The sequence below is a fragment of the Microbacterium sp. GXF7504 genome, assembly GCF_054798235.1.
In genome coordinates this window covers 178,056-197,015 of sequence record NZ_JBSJZI010000003.1, presented here as the reverse complement: position 1 = coordinate 197,015, position 18,960 = coordinate 178,056, and the positions used below count along the sequence as shown (strand labels likewise).

Here is an 18,960-nt window from a genome sequence, read left to right as displayed (position 1 = left end):
GCGCACCCGATCGGATACGTCTTCACGAAACGCATGCGCGCTCGCGGGTACTGTCGGGTCGAGCCAGCGGGATGCGGGGGGTCAGCCGGCGAGGAGGGCGGGGAGCTCGGCGAGGTCGGGGAGGGTGTCGATCGCGTCGACGAGTGCCAGCATCCGCTCGCCCGCGGCGGGCTCGAGGCCCGCCCACGCGACATTGCCGTGGAACTTCTCGCGCACGCGGTCGTCCGGCAGCGGCGCGAAGTGGATGTCGCCGAGCACCTGCTCGACCCGCACCCGGTGCGACCCGCCCGATCGCAGGAACACCTCGACCTCGGCCGTCCGCACCGCCGAGCGGGGCAGCGTGTCCTGGATCTCGACGCGCTCGAGCATCGCCTGCAGCCGCGGCGAGGTCATGTGCGCCTCGTTCATGTGGCGCAGCGCCACCGTGCCGTCGAGCAGCGCCGTCGCGACCGCGAACAGGATGCTGAAGGCCCCCGACACCTCGGGCGAGGCGCCGACCGTGAAGGGCTGCCCGACGAACCCGGACTTCGTCTGCGGGTTCACGTGCACGACGGCGCGTTCGACGTCGTCCGCCGTGACGCCGTGGTCTCGGACGAGCCGCACCGTCGCGTCGAGCGACGCCTGCGACGCCCGGCAGGTCGGCCACGGCTTGATCACTGCGTCGGCGAAGAACGCCTCGCCGAGGCCGTCGAGGATGCGGTCGATCTCTGGTTCGCCCGTCCCGTACCGGTTCAGGTAGCCGAACCGGCCGCCGATCGGATCCTCGGGGCCGGCGAAGCCGGTGGCGGCGAGCTCGGCCGAGAACACGGCGTTGCGGGCCGACAGCGCGATCGGCAGCTTGAACGCGACGGTCTTGTCGTTGATGTTGTCGATCGTGCCGCCGAGCTGGTTCACGGCGAGGCCCAGCGCACGCCGGATCCCCTCCGCATCCAGCCCCATGAGGATGCCCGCCGTGGCGGCGCCGCCGAGGGCGTTGATCGTGCCGGTGTTGTCGCCGCCGCCGTACACGTCGAAGCCGGTCGCGTGCCCGAGCCTTGCGGCGAGGTCGTCGCCGTAGACCATCGCGGTCAGCACGTCTCGGCCGCTCGCGCCGGTCGCCTCGCCGACGGCGAGCGCGACGGATGCGGTGGTGCCGGTGATGTGCGACGGGATCTGCACCCCGTCCGCCCGGTCCGCACCCACCGGCTCGAAGTCGTACGAGCGCATGAGCACCGCGTTGGCGAGGGCGGCGTGCATCGCGGGGACCCGGGTGCGCGTGCCGAGCACGGTCGCCTCGGGGCGGCCGGCCCAGCCCTCGACGAGCCGGACGACGTCCGCGCTCCCCTCGGCCCGGCGGCCGGCGGCGATGAGCCCGACCGCATCCGCCAGCCGGGTCTTCGCCCGGGCGACGGCATCCGCCGGCAGCGCGTCGTACGACGCGGCCGCGAGGTGCTCGGAGAGGGTGCGCGAGAGGTTCCCGGGCACGCCGGTCACACCTCGGCCGGCACTGCCGTCGACCGCGCGGTCTGCTCGAGGAACGCCTTCAGCGCGCCGGTGTCGCCCGAGCGCTGCGCCTTCATGTGCTCCAGCATCCGGGCACGGCCGATGCTGCCGAGGTAGAAGCGCTCGTACAGCTCGATGCGCGAGCCGAGGGCGGAGCCGGCGAAGTCCCACGCGGTGCGCATGATCTTCGCGCGGTCGCGGGCCGAGACGTCCTTCGCGCCGGGGAGGTACCGCTCCAGGAGCGGGCCGAGGCGCGGGTCGTCGAACGCGGCCTGCGTGGGCGTCGCCAGCAGGTTGTGGGAGCCGATGGTCTTGATGATGTCGTTCACCCGGATCATCCACTCCGACATGATGTTGCGGAGCAGGCCGATGTCGTCGTGGACGAAGTAGGCCCCGCCGCCCCAGTCGCTCGCGCGGGACTCGGCCGAGTGGATGAGCGCACGGGTGATGCCCAGGTAGGCGTGCACCTCGCCGAGGAGCTGGATGACGTCCGGGCGGGTGTCCTGGCCGGTGGTCTTGGCGACCTCGACGAGCAGGTCGTACGCGAACTCGAGCTTCACGGCGGAGCGGATGGCGGTCTGCTGCTGCGTGCAGCCGGTCGCGGTGCCCTGGTTGACCGAGTTGTAGAGGTCGAGCTCGCCGTCGATGAAGACGCGGTCGTGCGGGATGAGGACGTCGTCGAAGATGACGACGCCGTCCTGCTCGTCGAAGCGCGCCGAGAACGGACGGTCCTCGACGGACTGGTCGACGCCGTAGTGGTCGCGGCACACGACGACCACGCCGGGCGCGTTCATCGGGATCGCGAACGAGATGGCGTACTTCTCGTAGCCGGGCTTGATCGGCGTCGCCGGGTATACGTAGCACTCGTCGGCGATCGGGCCGAGGGTGGCGAGCAGCTTCGCGCCGCGCACGATGATGCCCTCCTCGGTGCGGTCGACGACCTGCAGCGTGAGGTCGGCGTTCGCGCCGTCGAGCTCGCCGATCGACTTGTCGATGTTGGCGTGGACGATCGTGTGGGTCAGGGCGAGATCGTTCTCGGCGACGTACTTCTGGTACGCCGAGATGCGCTCGTAGTACACCGGGCTCGACGCCTTCTGCCACAGGTCGGTGCGCGAGACGTGGCCCGCCAGCACGACGTTGACGTAGTCGGGGGTGCGGCCCAGCATCCCGACGGAGTACTTGGCGAACCGCTCGAAGGCGACGTGGCGGCGGGCGATGTCCTCGGCGGACCGCGGTCGCAGGTGGGCGACGCTGATGAGGTCGCCGGTGTCGGGGCTGGGGAACAGGCAGTCGTCCTGGTGCTCCCACTGGTAGTCGAAGTAGGCGGCCATCCCGGCGATCGAGCCCGCGAACACCGGGTGCTCGGTGACATCGATCCGTTCGGCGCCGTACCAGACCTCGCGTCCGTCGGCGAGGCCTGCCAGGTACTCGTGTCCGCGTCGTGCGCCCACTGGACTCTCCTTTGTTCTCACTTCGGCGTGAGTGCCCGCAGGCACCCCCTCATATTACATTCCCTCCCACATAATGCAATCTTTCCCGAGAACTCTCTCCCCGCTTACACACGACAGAACCGCGAGACTGCATCTGGCCGCCGAGACTGCGGGGTTACCCCGCAGTCTCGTCACGCAGATGCAGTCTCGCGGTTCAGGTGGTGTCAGAGCGTGGTGCCGCAGTTGCCGCAGACGCCGGTCGGCGGCACCTCCATGAAGCACTCGGGGCAGACCGGACGGATGCGGTCGGCCGAGGGGGTGGGCCTGGGCGTGCGGGCGGGCGCCTGGCGCGCGGGCGAACCGGCGACGCGGGCCTTGCGGGCGGGCTTGCCGGCGACGACGGGCGCGGGGACGACGGGCGCCACGGTGGCGGGCACGTGCTCGGCGCAGTAGAAGCGGACGAAGCCGTCGTGGTTGCCCGGGTGGCGGTGCTTGTACGCGAACAGCCCGGTGCGCTCGACCGCCTCGGATGCGGGGCCGCACACGAAGCAGCGGGTGGGCTCGCCCGGCGCGACCTCCGCCAGACTCGTCGGCTTCTCGAACGGGATCCCATCCCGCCAGTCCGACCCAGATCTCACCCGCACGTCTCGTCCCTTCTCGGGCACGATCGTTCGTCGCGCCCCACCGATCCTACGCTCGTGCGCTGGGACGCATCTGGGCGCGTCGGTCGCTCAGCCCGGCAGCCGGCGCAGCGTCCACCCGCCGCCGTCGCGCACGTATTCGACGCGTCGGCTGGCGCTCCCGCCCTCCGGATGCGCCGCCCAGAACAGCAGCCGGTGCGGCAGCACGCCGTACCCGACCCATCCCTCCGGCTGCGCGGGTTCGGGCGTCTCGTCACGGAACCGCGCCCACGCCGCCTCCCGCTCGGCGAGCGGCAGTTCGGCGTACGCCTGCGTGTTCTGCCACGCGAGCTGCTTGAGGTAGGGCGACCGGCGGCGGTAGGCGTCGGCCAGCTCCTCGGCGGATGCGGGCGCGGCGGTGCCCTGCACCACGAGCTGCCGCGATCCGTCGGGCCAGAGCACCGTCAGCGCGACCCGAGGGTTCGCGGCGAGGTCGGCGACCTTGCGGCTCGCGGCGTCGGTGTGGAAGTAGACGCGTTCGCCGTCGAACTCGCTGAGGAGCACGGTCCTCGCGCGCGGGAAGCCGTCCTCGTCGATCGTGGACAGCGTCATCCGCAGGGGTTCGGCGCCGAGCGGCGGCAGCCAGGATGCGGCGAGCGCCGCGGGGTCGGCGACGGTCTCGTCGCCGAGCACCGGGACCGCCTCGGGCGGCAGGTTCGTGGTCATGGTGTCCTTCCCGTCCGCGCTCACGCGAACTCGAATCCGTCGATCTCGGCGAGCGCCTCGGTCACGAAGGCGACGGCCCGCTCGAACAGCACGGCGCCCGCCTCGGCGCTCGCGCCGGTGGGGTCGCCGATGACACCGGTCGGGCCGAAGTCGTCGCTCGTCCAGCCGAACATCACCGGTTTGGCGTTGAAGCCGATGTGCCGCATGCCCGCGATCCTCTCCGGGACGTTCCGCGGCGGCAAGTCCGGCGACACGAGGTGCGGGGCGAGGTGCATGACCACGGAGGTCTCGGCGTACCCGGCGTGGATGCCCTGGCCGAGCTCGTCCGGGCGACCGTCGAGCCCGTCGCCGGCGCCGCCGACGCTCGCGGGCATCGAGAACGACCGCAGCCCGAAGCGGCGCCGGAGCTCGCGGTTCACCCAGCCGAGCAGCATGACGTTGCCGCCGTGCCCGTTGACGAACACGACGGTCCGGGCGGGGGTCATCGAGATCGAGCGACCGATCTCGACGAGCTGCTCGAGCAGGGTCGTGCCCTCCAGCCAAACGGTGCCAGGCGCCCAGTGGTGCTCGTCGGACTTCGTGTAGACCACGGTCGGCAGCACCCACGCGTCGATCCCGGATGCGGCGGCGCGGTCGACCGCCGCGGTCGCGACCGCTTCGGCCACGAGCGCGTCGGTGCGCAGCGGCAGGTGCGGCCCGTGGTGTTCGAGCGCGCCGATCGGGATCACCGCGAGCGAGCGTTCGGTGAGGGCCTCGGTGAGCGCCGTGCCGGACAGGTCGGCCCACTGCCGGGTCGCGGGCGCGGTCATCGGATCGCCCCCTTCGTCGGGCCGGCGTAGTCGGGGTTGAGCTTGCCGGGGTTGAGGAGTCCGTGCGGATCGGTCCGCCGGGCGAGCTCGACGGTCTCGCCGAGCCGGAAGTCGACGTTCCACTGGTGCGGGTTGTGCACGCCGACGCCGAGCTCGCCCAGCTTCTCGATGCCCGCGTACACGGCTTCGGGGCTCTCGTAGATCCCCGCCAGCATCCCGATCGGCACGGTGTTCCCCGCCTCGATGTGCAGGAGGCCGCCCGGGTAGACGGCGTGGACCTCGTCGATACGCTCGATGAGGGCGTCGCCGGCGACCTCGACGTGGAAGTACACGCCGGGTTCGGACTTCTGCAGCCACTCGATCGGATGGTTGTAGCTGAGCACGGAGATGTTCGCCGAGACCTGCGGTCCCTCGCGGACGTCCTCGATACGGCCGCCGGCGCCCTCGATGATCGCGGTGGCGGCCGCGACGGTCGCGGCGTCGGCGATCATCCGCAGCGAGCTGCGCCCCTCGGGGAAGGCCGGGTCGGGCGGCAGCTGCGCGGTGATGTGCGGGGTGTCGGCCGAGACGAGCCGGGGCGCGGGCTGCAGGCGGCCGAGCTCGCGCAGCACCGACAGGGAGCCGGCGAAGTCCGGGAAGGAGGCGTAGAGTCCGCGCCAGTCCTGGAGCGGCTCGAGCCGGACGGTGGCGCGGGCGATGATCCCGGCGGTGCCGTAGTTGTGGATGAAGCCGAGCGCCTCCTCCCCCTCGACGTGCAGGAGGCCGTCGGAGGTGGGGGTCGCCACGTCGAGCGCGACGACGAACCCCATGTGGTTCGCACCGTGTTTGATCGTGCCGGTGCCGCCGGATCCGCCGGCGAGGAACCCGCCGACGCTCGAGTGCACGGTGGAGGGGTACATCCACAGCTGCTGCCCGGTCGCCCGTGCGGCCTGCTCGAGCGCGGCGAGCGGGGCGCCCGCATCCGCCGTGATGAACCCGTCGCCGACCTCGATGATCGTGCGGGCACGCGAGGTGTCGAGCACGAGGCCGCCGGGCATCGGGATCGCCTGGCCGTAGTTGCCGGTGCCCTTGCCGCGCGGGGTGATCGTGACGCCGTGACGGGATGCGGCCGCGACGACCGCGGCGATCTCCTCCGCCGTGGTCGGGAACGCGACGATGTCGGCGACGCCGAGCGGCAGCAGCTCGGCGATGATGGGCGACATGCGCGCGCCGTCGACGGATGCCTTCTCGCGCTGGCGCATGTCGCGTGAGACGCCGCGCGGGCCGAGCAGGTCGGCGAGCTCCGCCTCGAGGGCGTCGTAATCGGGATCGGTCATCGGTCTCCTCCTCGGACCCATCTCCCGGGTGTGGCATTCGACGAGCCGGGTGATGAGTCACTCGTCGACGCGGGTCGGGCTTGCGCCCGCCCGAAGATCACGGAGGCCGCGGGGACCACGCGGCCCCCGACGGGGTGAACCGGTACGCTGCAGCGGTGAGCGAACCCACGCCCGCCCCGCCGCATCCGGATCGCGGCCCGTCCACCGTCGACGACGCCGCCCGCGCGCTCGGCGCGCGCATCAGGGCGCTCCGGCAGGAGCGGGGCCTGACCCTCGCGAAGGCGGCCGCCGAGGCGGAGCTCTCGCACTCGTTCCTCAGCCAGGTCGAGCGCGGCCTGGAGCGGTTGAGCATGGCGTCGCTGTTCCGCATCGCCCGGGCGCTGGGCACGACGCAGCAGGACCTCCTCACCGGCGCGGACGAGACCCCGGCCGGGCAGGGCGCGTACCACGTGTTCCGGCAGAGCGACGGCTCCCCCCTGGATGCGGGGACGGGCCCGGTGACGGTGCTCGCGCAGCACGGGTCGCCGCCGTTCGTGCCGATGGTGTTCAGCGGCGCGTTCGGCGACGACATCTGGTGGGAGCATGCGGAGGACGAGTTCGTCTACGTGCTCGATGGCGTGCTGACGGTGATCCTCGGCGACGAGGAGTTCCGGCTGGAGCGGGGCGATGCCACCTACTACGAGGGCGGCGTGCGGCACCGCTGGCGCACCGACCCCGGACTCGAGTGCCGCGCGCTCGTGGTCAAGGAGTACCGCCACCGCGACTGACACGGCGGTCACGACCCGCCTCCGAGCGCCGCGCAGACGGCGGCGAGCGCGTGCGCCTGGTCGAGCTCGCGCCCGGGACGTGCCCCGCCCGCGACGACGACCCCCGCGACGCCGGCCACCGCGAGCAGCGACCTGCCGTAGGCGATCGCGAGTCCGATCCCGGTCGCGGTGACGTCGTCCGCGGCCAGCAGGGTCTCGACATAGCCGGTGGGCAGGCGTGCGGCGTGGAATCCCGCGAGCTGCTCCGCGCCGTGCCGGTCGATGACCAGAGGCACCCCCGGGAGCACCGGCACGTCGGCCCCCGCGTCGCGGCAGCTGCCGATGAAGTCGGCGACGTCCGCCGCATCCCCGCAGTACTGCAGCATGCACATCTCGCCGCCGGCCAGCTGCTTCTGGCGTACGCGCGCGCCCCGGTGGTGCTGCGGCGGCGCGGCCGGGGACTCGGCGAAGGAGGTGAACAGCCCCTGGCGGCGTGCCCGCGGGAGCATGGTGGTCGATTCCAGGTCGAAGACGGGCCGGGCGTCGGGCCGGTCGCCGGTTCGCGTGTGGTCACCGGTCACGAGGTGCACGCCCGCGACCCCCTGGGCCGCGAGGGATGCCAGCTCGGTGTCGATCGCGGCCCGGTTGCGGTCGCGGGCGTTGACCCCCATCCACACGCGGAGCCCCGCGGCGGCGATGAGGTGTGCGCGGTATGCGGGCGGGAACTGGGTGCGGGACCAGCCCGCGTCGCCGGAGAGGACGGCGTCGACGCTGCCGCGGAGGATGTCCGCCGCCGCCGCGACGTCGGCGGCGACGCGTTCGCGCACGGGCAGCCCGGAGAGCACGACCGGCCGCCGCGCCATGATGTCGCGCACCTCCTTCGCGGCCGGGGCGTCGGAGGCGGCGGCGTCACCGGTCGCTTCGCGCCACCGGACCGGGAGGGTGCGACCGAGGAACGCGCACGGCGCGTCGTCGATCTCGCAGCTGCCGTCGGGGTCGACGCCGCCGCAGGGGCCGTACGTCATGTGCTTCGGGCACCGGCCGGACGGCCGGTCGGGCAGCGGTGGCGCGGCGGGTGCGGGATCGGCGTCCGTGACGAGCACCGCCAGTCCCGCACGGGCGACCAGGTCGATGAGCCCGGCGCGGTCGAGGTCGTGCACCGGCGTCGCCGGGGTGTCCGCGGCGTCCTCGCTGCCGTCGACGAGCACACCGGCGGCCCCGGCGTCGGCGAGCGCCGCGACCTCCCCTTCCAGTGCGACCCGGTTCCGGTGCCGGCAGCTGAGTTCGGCGACGACGGGCACGCCGCTTCGCGCCAGCACCGTGGCCCGGTAGGCCGGCGAGAGGGCGCGTGGGCCCGGGCGGTCGCGGACGAGCACCGGGCCGGTCCCCGCCGTCGCGGCCCGGCGCAGGAGCTCGGGATCGGTGCCGTCGAGGTCGAGTTCGCGCAGCGGCGCGGGCGCGCGCAGGAGCGCGGCCGCGGCGGGCGTCGGCGAGGCCGGCTGACGTGTGGCGAACCGCATCCTGCTCCCTCCTGCCCGTGTTGGCGTGACCAACACGGGCGACACTAGGGGGCCGCGGTTTCGGCGGTGTAACGGCGAGGTCACCCGTAGACTCGCCGCCATGCCGACCCCCGACGCCGCCGCGCCCGCCGCACTCGACGCGTGGCTCGCCGCCGTCGCGCGCCCCGTTCCCGCACCCGGCGGCGGTGCCGTCGCGGCCGTCGTGACCGGGCACGCGGCGGCGCTCACCGAGATGGTCCTCGGGTACAGCGCGGCCTCGCCGGCACGCGACCGCGCGCTCGAGGCGGCGGGCGGCGTCCGCGTGGATGCGCTCGCCGACGCGGCCCGCGACGCGGCGGCATCCGAGTCCCTCGTCGCCGCGTTCCGCGCACCGGAGGGCGCACCCGGGAGGGCGGATGCGGTGGCCCACGCGCTGCGCGCCGCCACCGCGTGCAGCGTCGCGATCGTCGACACCGCGGCGCGGCTGCGGCCGCCCCTCGAATGGGCCGCCGAGCACGGCGATCGGCGACTGCGTCCCGACGTCGCGGTCGCGGCGCGGCTCCTCGCCGCCGCCGTCCGCTCCGCCGCGGTGAACATCCGCTGCAACGCGGCACCGGGCGACGACGGTCATGACGCCGAGGAGGCCGAGGCCGACGCGACCCGCCTCGCCGATGCGCTCGACGCCCTCGCGGCGTCCGTCACCGCCGCGCTCTGAGACGCCGACCGCCGGGCGCAGCGACGCCGACGGGCCCGGCCGGGAGGTGCCGGCCGGGCCCGTCGCCGGTTCAGCCGATCGAGATCGACGGGTCGATGAACTCGTTCGTGTAGAGCGCGTCGACGTCGACGTCCGCCGCGTCGGACTCGCTGAGGCTGCCCGATTCGACGAGGAAGGGCACGAAGTCGTCCACGATCGACTGCATCCGCGCAGGGTCGAACTGCCCGAAGACGCCGGAGGCCGGGTCGTCGACCACGATGCCGAGGTCGACCTGCGAGGCCACGGAGTACTCCGCCACGCCACGGGAGTACGTCCAGCCGGTCTGGTAGGCGTCGACGAGTTCGAGGATGAGGTCGATCGTCGTGTCGGGCTCGGCCAGGAAGTCGATCTGGGCCTGCTGCATGATCGGGACGAGCTTGGCGAGGCAGTCGCCGTACTCGTCGATCGTCTCCGGCCGCACCGCGAGCGGCTCGGGGTAGATCGAGTACCCGATCTCGGACAGGAGCTGGAACCCGACCGGCTCACCCCACTCCTCGATCTCCTCCTCGTACACGTACGGTTCGGCGGTCGCGAAGCCCTGCTGCAGGATGGACGGGTCGGCCACGAACCGCTGCGGCGTCCCCTCATAGCTGGTGTCGACCTGCGACGGGTCGATGAGCCCCTGCGCGAGCAGCATGCTCGGGATGATGTCGCCCGAGGTGACGACCGGGGCGCCGTCCGCCGTTGCCTCCGCGATGGTGGTGGCGCCATCGTGGCTGGCGGGATCCCACATGAGGATCTGCGGGCTCCAGGTGAGCTGCGAGGTGACCGCGACCGTGGGCTGGTCGGCGGCGGCGACGATGGCCGCATCCGTGTTCACCGCGCCGATGAAGATGTCCGGATCGAGGTACATCAGCGCCGGGACCGGTTGGAAGTTCACGTTCGGTCCGCCCGGACGCACCTCGATGTCGACGCCGGTGTACTCGCCCTGCGCGACGAGGGGGCCGGTGACGCTCTTCGCGTCGGCGTCGATGCGGTAGCCCTCGCCGACGAGCGCGTACATCGCACCGTGCTCGGCCTCCGGCTGCCAGTCCTGCTGCATGACGATGGTGTCGGGGCACACGCCGGACAGGTCGAGCGCGCCGCCGGCCTCGGCCGCCGGGGCGTTCACGGTCGTGGCGGCACCGTCGTCACCGCCGGCGCAGGAGACGAGGGCGACGGCGAGGGCGACGACGGCACCGGCGGCCGGCAGGCGACGGGTGGCGAGTGCACGGGTGCGGTGGGACACGGGTTCCTCCAGGGAATGGGTGGGCTGGGAAGGTGGAGCCGGTGGAACGTGTGGAGCCGGTGGTGCGGGTGCCGGGGGAAGCGTGGGGTCAGCGCGCCCGGGCGCCGAAGAGGCGCCCGACGACGATGCGGTCGAGCGCCGCGAAGACCGAGAAGACGGCCACGCCGAACAACGCGGTGAAGATGATGGCGAGGAAGAGCGGCTCCATGTTGAGCCGCAGGGTGTAGGTGCGCAGCAGCCCGCCGATGCCCTGGCTGCCCTGCTGGAAGAAGAAGTCGCCGACGATCGCGCCGATGACCGACAGCCCGGCGGCGTTGCGCAGCCCGGTGAAGATCGACGGGATCGCCGCCGGGAGCTGCAGCTTCCACAGCCGCTGCAGCCGGTTCGCCCTGCTCAGCGTGAACAGGTCGTGCGCGGACGCCTCCGCGGACTGGAGGCCGAAGAGGGTGTTGGAGATGAGCGGGAACACCGCGACGATGACGCACACCACGATGCGGGCGGGGATCCCGTACCCCATCCAGATGCCGATGAGCGGGGTGAGCGCGAGGATCGGGATCGTCTGCAGGATGACCGCGTACGGGTAGAGCACGCGCTCGGCCAGGCGCGACTGCGACATGAGGATCGCCCAGCCCATGCCGATCACGACCGCCAGCGCGAGGCCGATGAGCGCCACCGTCGTGGTCTGCCCCAGCGCCGCCAGCATGGGCGCGATGACCTGCGGGTTGCCGAACGTCTCGGCGAGCACCTCGTGCGGGGGCGGCAGCAGGAAGCGGCGTTTGGGGTCGAGCAGCAGGTAGGAGACGGCGTACCAGATCACCAGGATGCCGACGATCGCGGCGACGACCGGGAACACGCGGGCACCGGCGCGCCCTGCCGCCGCCCGGGCAGAGCCCCGCGCGACGGGCGGCGGTGCCGGTGACGCGGCGGCGAGGGGTCGGGGTGCGGTCAGGACGTCGTCGGTCATGAGTGCTCCAGTTCCAGCGTCTTCGACAGGTGCCCGGCGATCCGGCCGAACTCGGGTTCGTACCGCAGCTCCGGCGACCGCGGGTACGCCCACGGGAGCTCGATGTCCTCGACGATCCGCCCCGGGCGTCCACTCATCACCACGACGCGGCTGGAGAGGTAGACCGCCTCCGAGATGGAGTGGGTGATGAACATGGCGGCGAACCCGGAGAGGCGGAACAGCCGCTGCAGCTCGGTCTGCATCTTCAGCCGGGTGATCTCGTCGAGCGCGCCGAACGGCTCGTCGAAGAGCGCGAGCTGCGGCTCGGCGACGAGCGCGCGGGCGATGGAGACCCGCATCCGCATGCCGCCGGACAGCTCGCGCGGATGCTGCCGCTCGAAGCCTGCGAGGCCGACGAGTTCGAGGGCGGCCGTGGCGCGGGCGCGACGCTCGGCGGCGGGGACGTGCGCCAGTTCGCCGATGAGTTCGACGTTCTTCTGCGCCGTCCGCCACTCCAGCAGCGTCGGGTCCTGGAAGACGAAGCTCGTGACGTCGGCCGCGTTCGCGACGGTGCCCGACGTGGCGTCCTCCAGCCCCGCGGCCAGGCGGAGGAGGGTCGACTTGCCGCATCCCGACGGTCCGACGACGGAGACGAACTCCCCCGCCGAGACCGAGAGCGACACCTCGCTGAGCGCGCGGGTGCCGGTGGCGAAATCCTTCGTGACGTCGTCGAACCGAAGGGTCGCGGTCATGCCGGCACCTCCGCCCGGTCGGCCACGTCGACCGTGAGGGTCTGGCTGCGGCGCACCGCGACGACCCGTCCGGCGCGGATCACGACCCGGTCCGGTGCGCGCTCGGCGACCGCCTCGGCGACGGTGCGGGCACGCACCAGCAGGAGGTCCGCCGGGTCGCCGGGTCGCCCGTCGGCGCGCGGCAGCCCGAAGACGTCGCGGCCGCCGGCGGCCGTCACCCGCCACGCCTCGGCGGGCGCCAGGTGCCCGGCGAGCACGAGCGCCGCGACGACGTCGACCATGTCGCCGTTGCCGAGCGGGTTGAAGGGGTCCTGCACGTTGTCGCCGCCGGCGGCCAGCGTCACCCCGGCGTCGATGACGGTGCGCAGGGGCGGGATGCCGCGCGGGGTCGCCACCGGATGCCGCCAGCCCTGCAGGTACAGGTTCGTGAGCGGGTTCGTGATGATCGAGACGCTGGCCTCGGCGCTCGCGCGGAGCACATGGTCGAGCCGGTCCGGCTCGACCATGGCCAGGCTCACGCAGTGCCCCGCCGCGCGGGTGCGCGCGGCCGGCCAGTCGCGGGTGCGTTCGGCGAGCCGCAGCAGGTCGCCCGCCTCGGGGGCGAGCGTCTCGTCGGCGTGCAGGTCGACGCCGAGGCCCGCCTCCTCCGCGAGCCGCAGCGTCCGATCCAGCTCGGCGGCGGGGTCGGCGGCGAGGTGCGGGACCCCGCCGATGAGGTCGATGCCGAGCGCGACGGCCTCGCGGACCACGTCGTCGCCGCGGTCGCTGCCGTGCAGCGCGACGACCTGGATGTCGACGAGCCCGCGGAACTCCTCGCGCAGGGCGATGAGGGCACGGATCCCCCGCAGCGGGTCGGGGCCCTCGTGGTAGTTCGCGTGGGTGCGGATCGCGGTGACGCCGGCGCCGAGCGCGGCGAGCACCTGCCGCCGCGCGTTCGCGGCGATCTCCTCCTCGGTCAGGAGTGCGCCGAACCGCTGCCAGCAGGCGACGGCATCCTCGAGGGACCCCTCCGGCCGCCCGGCCGCATCCCAGGTGTACGCCTTGTCGAGGTGCGCGTGCAGATCGGCGAGCGGGGTGAGCGCGAGCCATCCGCTCGCGTCGACGTCGGTGCCGGTGCCGGCGTCGGTCACCACCTGCCCGCCCGCGATCGCGATGTCGCCGTCGCTGCCGTCGGCGTGCACCACGCCCCTCAGGCGTGCCACCTCCTGGCCGGGGAGGAGTCGACTCGCCTCGATCGGATTCATCCGGTTCCCTTCGCCGCCGGGTTGTTGGCGTGGCCAACAAGCTTGCGGCCATTGCACACCCGCGCTGTTTCGATGGACCGCGTCGCCTGTTGCGGGGTCGTAAACAGCGCGCGCCCGGTCGCCGCGTCACCTCCCCGACACATGGCGTGGCTACGGTGGGCGGCTGTGAGCTACTTCAGTGACGTCGAACGTGACCTCGTCGTGGCGGGTCGGACGGTCCTCGCCGACGGCGTCGTCGCCGTCGACCTCGTCGCGCACAACGGTCGCGACCTCCCCGCCTGGACCCCGGGCGCGCACATCGACCTGGTCCTCGAGCCGGGGCTCGAGCGCCAGTACTCGCTCTGCTCCGACCCGGGCGACCGGTCGCGCTGGCGGGTGGCGGTGCTCCGAGAGGACGCCGGCCGCGGCGGGTCCGTCCGCGTGCACGAGCAGATCGCGGTCGACGGCCGCATCCGGGTGCGGGGTCCTCGCAACCATTTCGCGTTCGCCGCCGACCCGGGGACGACGTACCGGTTCGTCGCCGGCGGCATCGGCATCACGCCGCTGCGGGCGATGGTGCTGGCGGCGGATGCGGCGGGCGCCGACTGGACGCTCGACTACGCCGGCCGCTCCCGGCGCACGATGGCGTTCGCGAGCGAGCTCGAGGCGGCCTATCCGGGTCGGGTGCGCCTGCACGCCGCGGACGAGGGCGAGCGGCTGGACGTCGCCGCGCTGGCCGCCGGGGTCGATGACGCCACCGCCGTGTACGCGTGCGGCCCGGCGCGGCTCATCGCGGCGCTCGAGGCGGCGGTGCCCGCCGAGCGGCTGCACGTCGAGCGGTTCGAGGCGAAGGAGTTCGGCGAACCGGTGTGGACCGATCCGTTCGAGGTCGAGCTCGCGATGAGCGGCGAGGTCGTCACGGTCGAGCCCGGGCAGTCGGTGCTGGAGGCGATCGAGCAGCAGGCGCCGGACGCGATGGTGCTCTCCTCCTGCCGCCGCGGCACCTGCGGCACGTGCGAGGTTGGGGTGCTCGAGGGCGAGGTCGAGCACCGCGACTCCGTGCTCACCCCGCTCGAGCAGGAGGGCGACACCGTCATGATGGTGTGCGTCTCGCGGGCGAGGTGCCCGCGGCTCGTCCTCGACCTCTGACCCCCGCTGCCCGAACTCCTCGGATTCGGGGTGCTCGACCGCATCCGCCGGTCGGATCCGCTGTTTCTGAGGAGTTCGGGACGCGGTCAGCGACGGATGCGGTCGCGCAGCGCCGCGACGAGCGCGCCCTCGTCGGCGGTGACCAACCGGTGGTCGCGCACGACGACCCGGCCGCCGACGACGACGTGCCGCGGCCGGCGGCCCGGCGAGGCCCAGAGAAGGCCCGCGACCAGGTCGTCGACGCCCGCATCCGCGACGCCGGAGACGTCCCAGACGCAGAGGTCGCCCCGGGCGCCGGGGCGGAGGTGCCCGAGGTCGGTGCGGCCGAGGCCTGCGGCGCCGCCCGCGGTGGCCATGCCGAGGACGGTGCGGGCGGGCAGCTGCGGGCCGACGAGGCCGGAGACCTGCAGGGCGAGCCGGGCGTCGGCGAGCAGGTGCCCCGCGTCGTTGGATCCGCCGCCGGAGGTGCCGAGGCCGGTGCGGACGCCGGCGTCGAGCAGCGCCGCCACCGGCGCGATCCCCCAGCCCATCGGCACGTCGCAGCCGGGCGCGTGGGTCGCGGTGACGCCCGCGGTCGCGAGCCGGTCGATCTCGTCCGGGGTGACGTCGCACAGGTGCGCGATCGTGACGTCGGGTGCGAGCCAGCCCCAGTCCTCGAGCAGGTCGAGGGGCCGTCGCCCGTACCGCTCGAGGGCGATCTCGGTGTCCACCTGCTCGTTCGCCTGCGTGCGACGACGCAGGCCATGCCGCGCGGCGACCTCGCCGAGCAGGCGGAACGTCGCCTCGGTGTCGGAGTGGACGCCCGCCGGCCCGACCGCGAGTTGCAGCATCCCGTCGCCGGTGACGCCGCCGTCGTGTCCGCCCGCGAGCAGCTCGTGCGCGATCGCGTCGGCGCTCGCGGCCGCCTCCTCGGGGTCGTCGCGGGCGGTGCCGCGCACGAACACGAGCCGCGCCCCCAGGCTCGCGGCGGCGTCGGCGACCGAGCGCGCGATCGCGACGGTGTCGTCGACGCCCGCGTCTGCGGGCCAGTTCAGCTGGTGGTCGGCCACCGTGGTCACCCCGCACAGCAGCGACTCGGCGAGGCCGACCGCGGCGGTCGCGCCGGTGAGCGACGCGTCGATCCCGGCGGCCGCGTAGGCCGAGGCCATGGCGGGGAGCCAGTCGCGCATCGGCACGCCGCGGGTGCCGGGCAGCGTCCGGAACCCGGACTGCAGCAGGTGGTGGTGGGCGTTCACGAGCCCGGGGGTGACGACGCAGCCGGTGACGTCGAGCACCTCCCCGTCCACCGCGGCGGTGGTGACGCGGCCGTCGGCGTCGACCGCGAGGTCGCCGTCCCGCTCGGTGGCGTCGTCGACGAGGATGCGGGTGGCACCGTGAAGCGTCAGCATCCCCCGATGCTCGCAGCGTCGCGTGACGGCGATGTTTCGCGGGCGCGGACGCCGCCCCCGTGCACAGAACTCAGGACGGATGCGGTGCACGCCCGGGAAACCGCGGTGCCCGTCGATCCGTCCTGAGTTCTGAACGTCAGACGGGACGCGTCAGGCGGATGCGGCGCGTTCGGCGGCCTCGACGACGTTCGTCATGAGCAGGGCCACCGTCATGGGACCCACACCACCCGGGTTCGGCGACAGCCAGCCGGCGACCTCCGCGACATCGGGTGCGACGTCGCCGTAGACCTTGGACTTGCCGGTCTCCGGGTCGTCCTCACGGGTCACGCCCACATCCAGCACGGCGGCGCCGGGCTTCACATCGGCCGCGGTCACCAGGTGCTTCACCCCGGCGGCGGCGACGATCACGTCGGCCTCCTTGAGGTAGCGCGGCAGATCCACCGTGCCGGTGTGCGTGAGGGTCACCGTCGCGTTGATGTCACGACGCGTCAGCAGCAGGCCGATCGAACGGCCGATCGTCACCCCCCGACCCACCACGACGACATGCTTGCCGTTCAGGTCGTACCCGTTCCGGGTGAGCAGTTCGATCACCCCGCGCGGCGTGCACGGCAGCGGCGACGTGATCGGCGTGTTCACGTTCAGCACGAGCCGGCCCAGGTTCGTCGGGTGCAACCCGTCCGCATCCTTCGCCGGATCGATCCGCTCCAGCACCCGATCGGTGTCGATGTGCTTCGGCAGCGGCAGCTGCACGATGTACCCGTGGCACGCCGGGTCGGCGTTCAGCTCGTCGATCAACGCCTCGACCTGCTCCTGCGTCGCCTCGGCCGGCAGCTCACGCTGGATCGAGTTCATCCCGATCGCCTGCGACCGCTTGTGCTTCATCCCCACGTACAGCTGCGACGCCGGGTCGGCGCCCACCAGCACCGTCGCGATGCCCGGGGTGATCCCCCGCTCCTTCAGCGCGGCGACCCGCTCGGTCAACTCCTGCGTGATCGCCGCCGCGGTCGCGACGCCGTCCAGCTTCTGCGCGGTCATAGGTCCTCCTCATTGATGCCCAATATCACTATGTACGTAGTGATACGGACTGGCAAGTGGATGCGGGCGATCCGCCCGGACCGCTTACTGCTGCAGGTCGGGGTACAGCGGGAACGCCGCGGTGAGCACGGCGACCCGGGCACGCAGCGCCTCGACGTCGGCGTTCGGCAGCAGCGCGTTCGCGATGATGTCGGCGACCTCGGTGAACTCGGCGTCGCCGAACCCGCGGGTGGCGAGCGCGGGGGTGCCGATGCGCAGGCCGGAGGTGATCATCGGCGGGCGCGGGTCGTTCGGCACGGAGTTGCGGTTCACCGTGATGTGGATCTCGTGGAGGAGGTCCTCGGCCTGCTTGCCGTCGATCTCGGCGTCACGCAGGTCGACGAGCACGAGGTGCACGTCGGTGCCGCCGGAGCGCAGCGCGATGCCGGCATCCTTCACGTCCTGCTGCGAGAGCCGGTCGGCGAGGATCGCGGCGCCGCGGAGGGTGCGGGCCTGGCGATCCTTGAACGCGTCGGTCGCGGCGAGCTTGAACGCGGTCGCCTTCGCGGCGATGACGTGCATCAGGGGGCCGCCCTGCTGACCCGGGAAGACGGCGGAGTTGATCTTCTTCGCGATCTCGGGGTCGTTGCTGAGGATGAAGCCCGAGCGCGGGCCGCCGATGGTCTTGTGCACGGTCGAGGAGACGACGTGGGCGTGCGGCACCGGGTTCGGGTGCAGCCCCGCGGCGACGAGGCCCGCGAAGTGTGCCATGTCGACCCACAGGTACGCGCCCACCTCGTCGGCGATGGCGCGGAACGCGGCGAAGTCGAGGTGACGCGGGTACGCCGACCAGCCGGCGACGATGACCTTCGGCTTGTGCTCGAGCGCGAGGCGGCGCACCTCGTCCATGTCGACGAGGCTCGTCTCGGGGTCGACGCCGTAGGCGACGATGTCGTACAGCCGGCCGGAGAAGTTGATCTTCATGCCGTGCGTCAGGTGACCGCCGTGGTCGAGCGACAGCCCGAGCAGGGTGTCGCCGGGACGGGCGAGCGCATGCAGCACGGCGGCGTTCGCGCTGGCACCGGAGTGCGGCTGCACGTTGGCGAACTCGGAGCCGAACAGCGCCTTCGCGCGGGCGATGGCGAGCTCCTCGGCGACGTCGACCTCCTCGCAGCCGCCGTAGTAGCGGCGGCCCGGGTACCCCTCGGCGTACTTGTTCGTCAGGACGGAGCCCTGCGACTGCAGCACCGAGACGGGCACGAAGTTCTCGGACGCGATCATCTCGAGGTAGCCGCGCTGGCGGTCGAGCTCCCGCTGCAGCACCTCGGCGATCTCGGGGTCAACCTCGGCGAGCGGAGCGTTGAAGAAGTTGTCGGTCATTGCGCCTCCAGGACGACGGCTTGCAGGAAAGTTCCACATCGGCCCAGGCGTGCGGTCGAATGCCGTAGTCGGTCGCTCCCCGGTGGGTGCCCACCTCAACGCCAGTCGCGACCCGTCGAGCATACCCGATGCGGCCCCGCGCCCGACGGGCGGCCGGAGGGGCGCCGGTAACTCTTGATACGGGAGAGCGAGACCGCTCGACGCGGCTCACGACCTACTCCTTGGAGCCCACCCACACCCGTCGCAGCTGCCGAAAAGGGGACCACGCCGCCGTGACGCTGATCACCTGGGAGCATCGCCACGTCGAGAACGTCCGATAGGGCGTCTAGGCTCAGCACAGGCATATGGCTAACGGCTAACCGATGTGAACCGATAGCTGGCCACTGGGGGATGTAGTGCTGACCGGGCGCGAATATGTCGACGGCGACAGGTGTCCGACTCACGGGACGGCGAGGGATGACGCCAATCCTGTAGAGCTCGCCACTGAGCCGATCTGCGAAG

General features: G+C 72.8%; 17 protein-coding genes and 1 riboswitch. Of the genes, 3 read left to right on the top strand and 14 right to left on the bottom strand.

The features are described 5' to 3' along the window. Positions 1 to 81: 81 nt before the first annotated feature. The 6 genes from ACWAUO_RS08445 to ACWAUO_RS08420 all read right to left on the bottom strand — a co-directional run bounded on the left by ACWAUO_RS08445 (position 82) and on the right by ACWAUO_RS08420 (position 6,383). Positions 82 to 1,464 (bottom strand): MmgE/PrpD family protein, encoded by a 1,383-nt coding sequence (locus tag ACWAUO_RS08445; protein ID WP_460774649.1) that lies wholly within the window; start codon positions 1,462 to 1,464, stop codon positions 82 to 84. A 5-nt stretch (positions 1,465 to 1,469) separates the two neighbouring features. Next, a complete protein-coding gene (locus ACWAUO_RS08440; RefSeq protein WP_460774648.1) occupies positions 1,470 to 2,933 on the bottom strand; it encodes a 4-hydroxyphenylacetate 3-hydroxylase N-terminal domain-containing protein in 1,464 nt (487 codons plus the stop codon). Between the two features lie 203 nt (positions 2,934 to 3,136). Further along, entirely contained in the window at positions 3,137 to 3,550 is a 414-nt protein-coding gene (locus tag ACWAUO_RS08435; protein WP_460774647.1) for a glucose-6-phosphate dehydrogenase, read from the bottom strand. Positions 3,551 to 3,643: 93 nt separating this feature from the next. Then, positions 3,644 to 4,258 carry a pyridoxine/pyridoxamine 5'-phosphate oxidase gene (locus ACWAUO_RS08430; RefSeq protein ID WP_460774645.1) on the bottom strand — a complete coding sequence of 205 codons (615 nt, stop codon included), beginning with the start codon at positions 4,256 to 4,258 and terminating at the stop codon, positions 3,644 to 3,646. A 20-nt stretch (positions 4,259 to 4,278) separates the two neighbouring features. After that, positions 4,279 to 5,067 (bottom strand): creatininase family protein, encoded by a 789-nt coding sequence (locus tag ACWAUO_RS08425; RefSeq protein WP_460774643.1) that lies wholly within the window; start codon positions 5,065 to 5,067, stop codon positions 4,279 to 4,281. Then, positions 5,064 to 6,383: an FAD-binding oxidoreductase gene (locus tag ACWAUO_RS08420; RefSeq protein WP_460774642.1), complete on the bottom strand. Its 1,320-nt coding sequence runs from the start codon at positions 6,381 to 6,383 to the stop codon at positions 5,064 to 5,066. Before ACWAUO_RS08420 ends, ACWAUO_RS08425 begins: the two co-directional genes overlap by 4 nt. Positions 6,384 to 6,538: 155 nt before the next feature. Here ACWAUO_RS08420 and ACWAUO_RS08415 point away from each other — a divergent pair, with 155 nt between their 5' ends. Further along, entirely contained in the window at positions 6,539 to 7,150 is a 612-nt protein-coding gene (locus ACWAUO_RS08415) for a helix-turn-helix domain-containing protein (RefSeq protein WP_460774640.1), read from the top strand. An 8-nt stretch (positions 7,151 to 7,158) separates the two neighbouring features. Here ACWAUO_RS08415 and ACWAUO_RS08410 read toward each other — a convergent pair whose 3' ends face one another. Next, positions 7,159 to 8,649 (bottom strand): methylenetetrahydrofolate reductase C-terminal domain-containing protein, encoded by a 1,491-nt coding sequence (locus tag ACWAUO_RS08410; RefSeq protein WP_460774639.1) that lies wholly within the window; start codon positions 8,647 to 8,649, stop codon positions 7,159 to 7,161. A 100-nt stretch (positions 8,650 to 8,749) separates the two neighbouring features. Between ACWAUO_RS08410 and ACWAUO_RS08405 the strand changes: the two genes are divergently transcribed. Further along, positions 8,750 to 9,343, top strand: coding sequence for a cyclodeaminase/cyclohydrolase family protein (locus tag ACWAUO_RS08405; RefSeq protein WP_460774637.1), 594 nt, complete (start codon positions 8,750 to 8,752; stop codon positions 9,341 to 9,343). 70 nt (positions 9,344 to 9,413) lie between these two features. Here ACWAUO_RS08405 and ACWAUO_RS08400 read toward each other — a convergent pair whose 3' ends face one another. The 4 genes from ACWAUO_RS08400 to ACWAUO_RS08385 form a co-directional block, all read right to left on the bottom strand. After that, a complete protein-coding gene (locus ACWAUO_RS08400; RefSeq protein ID WP_460774636.1) occupies positions 9,414 to 10,610 on the bottom strand; it encodes a substrate-binding domain-containing protein in 1,197 nt (398 codons plus the stop codon). Positions 10,611 to 10,698: 88 nt separating this feature from the next. Further along, positions 10,699 to 11,574, bottom strand: coding sequence for an ABC transporter permease (locus ACWAUO_RS08395; protein ID WP_460774634.1), 876 nt, complete (start codon positions 11,572 to 11,574; stop codon positions 10,699 to 10,701). Continuing rightward, entirely contained in the window at positions 11,571 to 12,305 is a 735-nt protein-coding gene (locus tag ACWAUO_RS08390; protein WP_460774633.1) for an ABC transporter ATP-binding protein, read from the bottom strand. Before ACWAUO_RS08390 ends, ACWAUO_RS08395 begins: the two co-directional genes overlap by 4 nt. Beyond that, positions 12,302 to 13,549 carry an amidohydrolase family protein gene (locus tag ACWAUO_RS08385; RefSeq protein ID WP_460774631.1) on the bottom strand — a complete coding sequence of 416 codons (1,248 nt, stop codon included), beginning with the start codon at positions 13,547 to 13,549 and terminating at the stop codon, positions 12,302 to 12,304. The genes ACWAUO_RS08390 and ACWAUO_RS08385 overlap by 4 nt, the downstream gene beginning before the upstream one ends. A 165-nt stretch (positions 13,550 to 13,714) precedes the next feature. Between ACWAUO_RS08385 and ACWAUO_RS08380 the strand changes: the two genes are divergently transcribed. Next, positions 13,715 to 14,677 (top strand): PDR/VanB family oxidoreductase, encoded by a 963-nt coding sequence (locus ACWAUO_RS08380; protein WP_460774630.1) that lies wholly within the window; start codon positions 13,715 to 13,717, stop codon positions 14,675 to 14,677. 86 nt (positions 14,678 to 14,763) lie between these two features. Here ACWAUO_RS08380 and ACWAUO_RS08375 read toward each other — a convergent pair whose 3' ends face one another. The 3 genes from ACWAUO_RS08375 to glyA all read right to left on the bottom strand — a co-directional run bounded on the left by ACWAUO_RS08375 (position 14,764) and on the right by glyA (position 18,459). Then, the gene (locus ACWAUO_RS08375; RefSeq protein WP_460774628.1) at positions 14,764 to 16,065 is read right to left on the bottom strand and encodes an amidohydrolase family protein; all 1,302 of its coding nucleotides are present in this window, start codon (positions 16,063 to 16,065) and stop codon (positions 14,764 to 14,766) included. Positions 16,066 to 16,215: 150 nt separating this feature from the next. Next, complete coding sequence (locus ACWAUO_RS08370) at positions 16,216 to 17,100, bottom strand: bifunctional methylenetetrahydrofolate dehydrogenase/methenyltetrahydrofolate cyclohydrolase (RefSeq protein ID WP_460774626.1); 885 nt, start codon at positions 17,098 to 17,100, stop codon at positions 16,216 to 16,218. Between the two features lie 84 nt (positions 17,101 to 17,184). Next, positions 17,185 to 18,459 carry a serine hydroxymethyltransferase gene (gene glyA, locus ACWAUO_RS08365; RefSeq protein WP_460774625.1) on the bottom strand — a complete coding sequence of 425 codons (1,275 nt, stop codon included), beginning with the start codon at positions 18,457 to 18,459 and terminating at the stop codon, positions 17,185 to 17,187. Positions 18,460 to 18,493: 34 nt separating this feature from the next. After that, positions 18,494 to 18,578, bottom strand: a riboswitch (ZMP/ZTP riboswitch). Between the last annotated feature and the right edge of the window lie 382 nt (positions 18,579 to 18,960).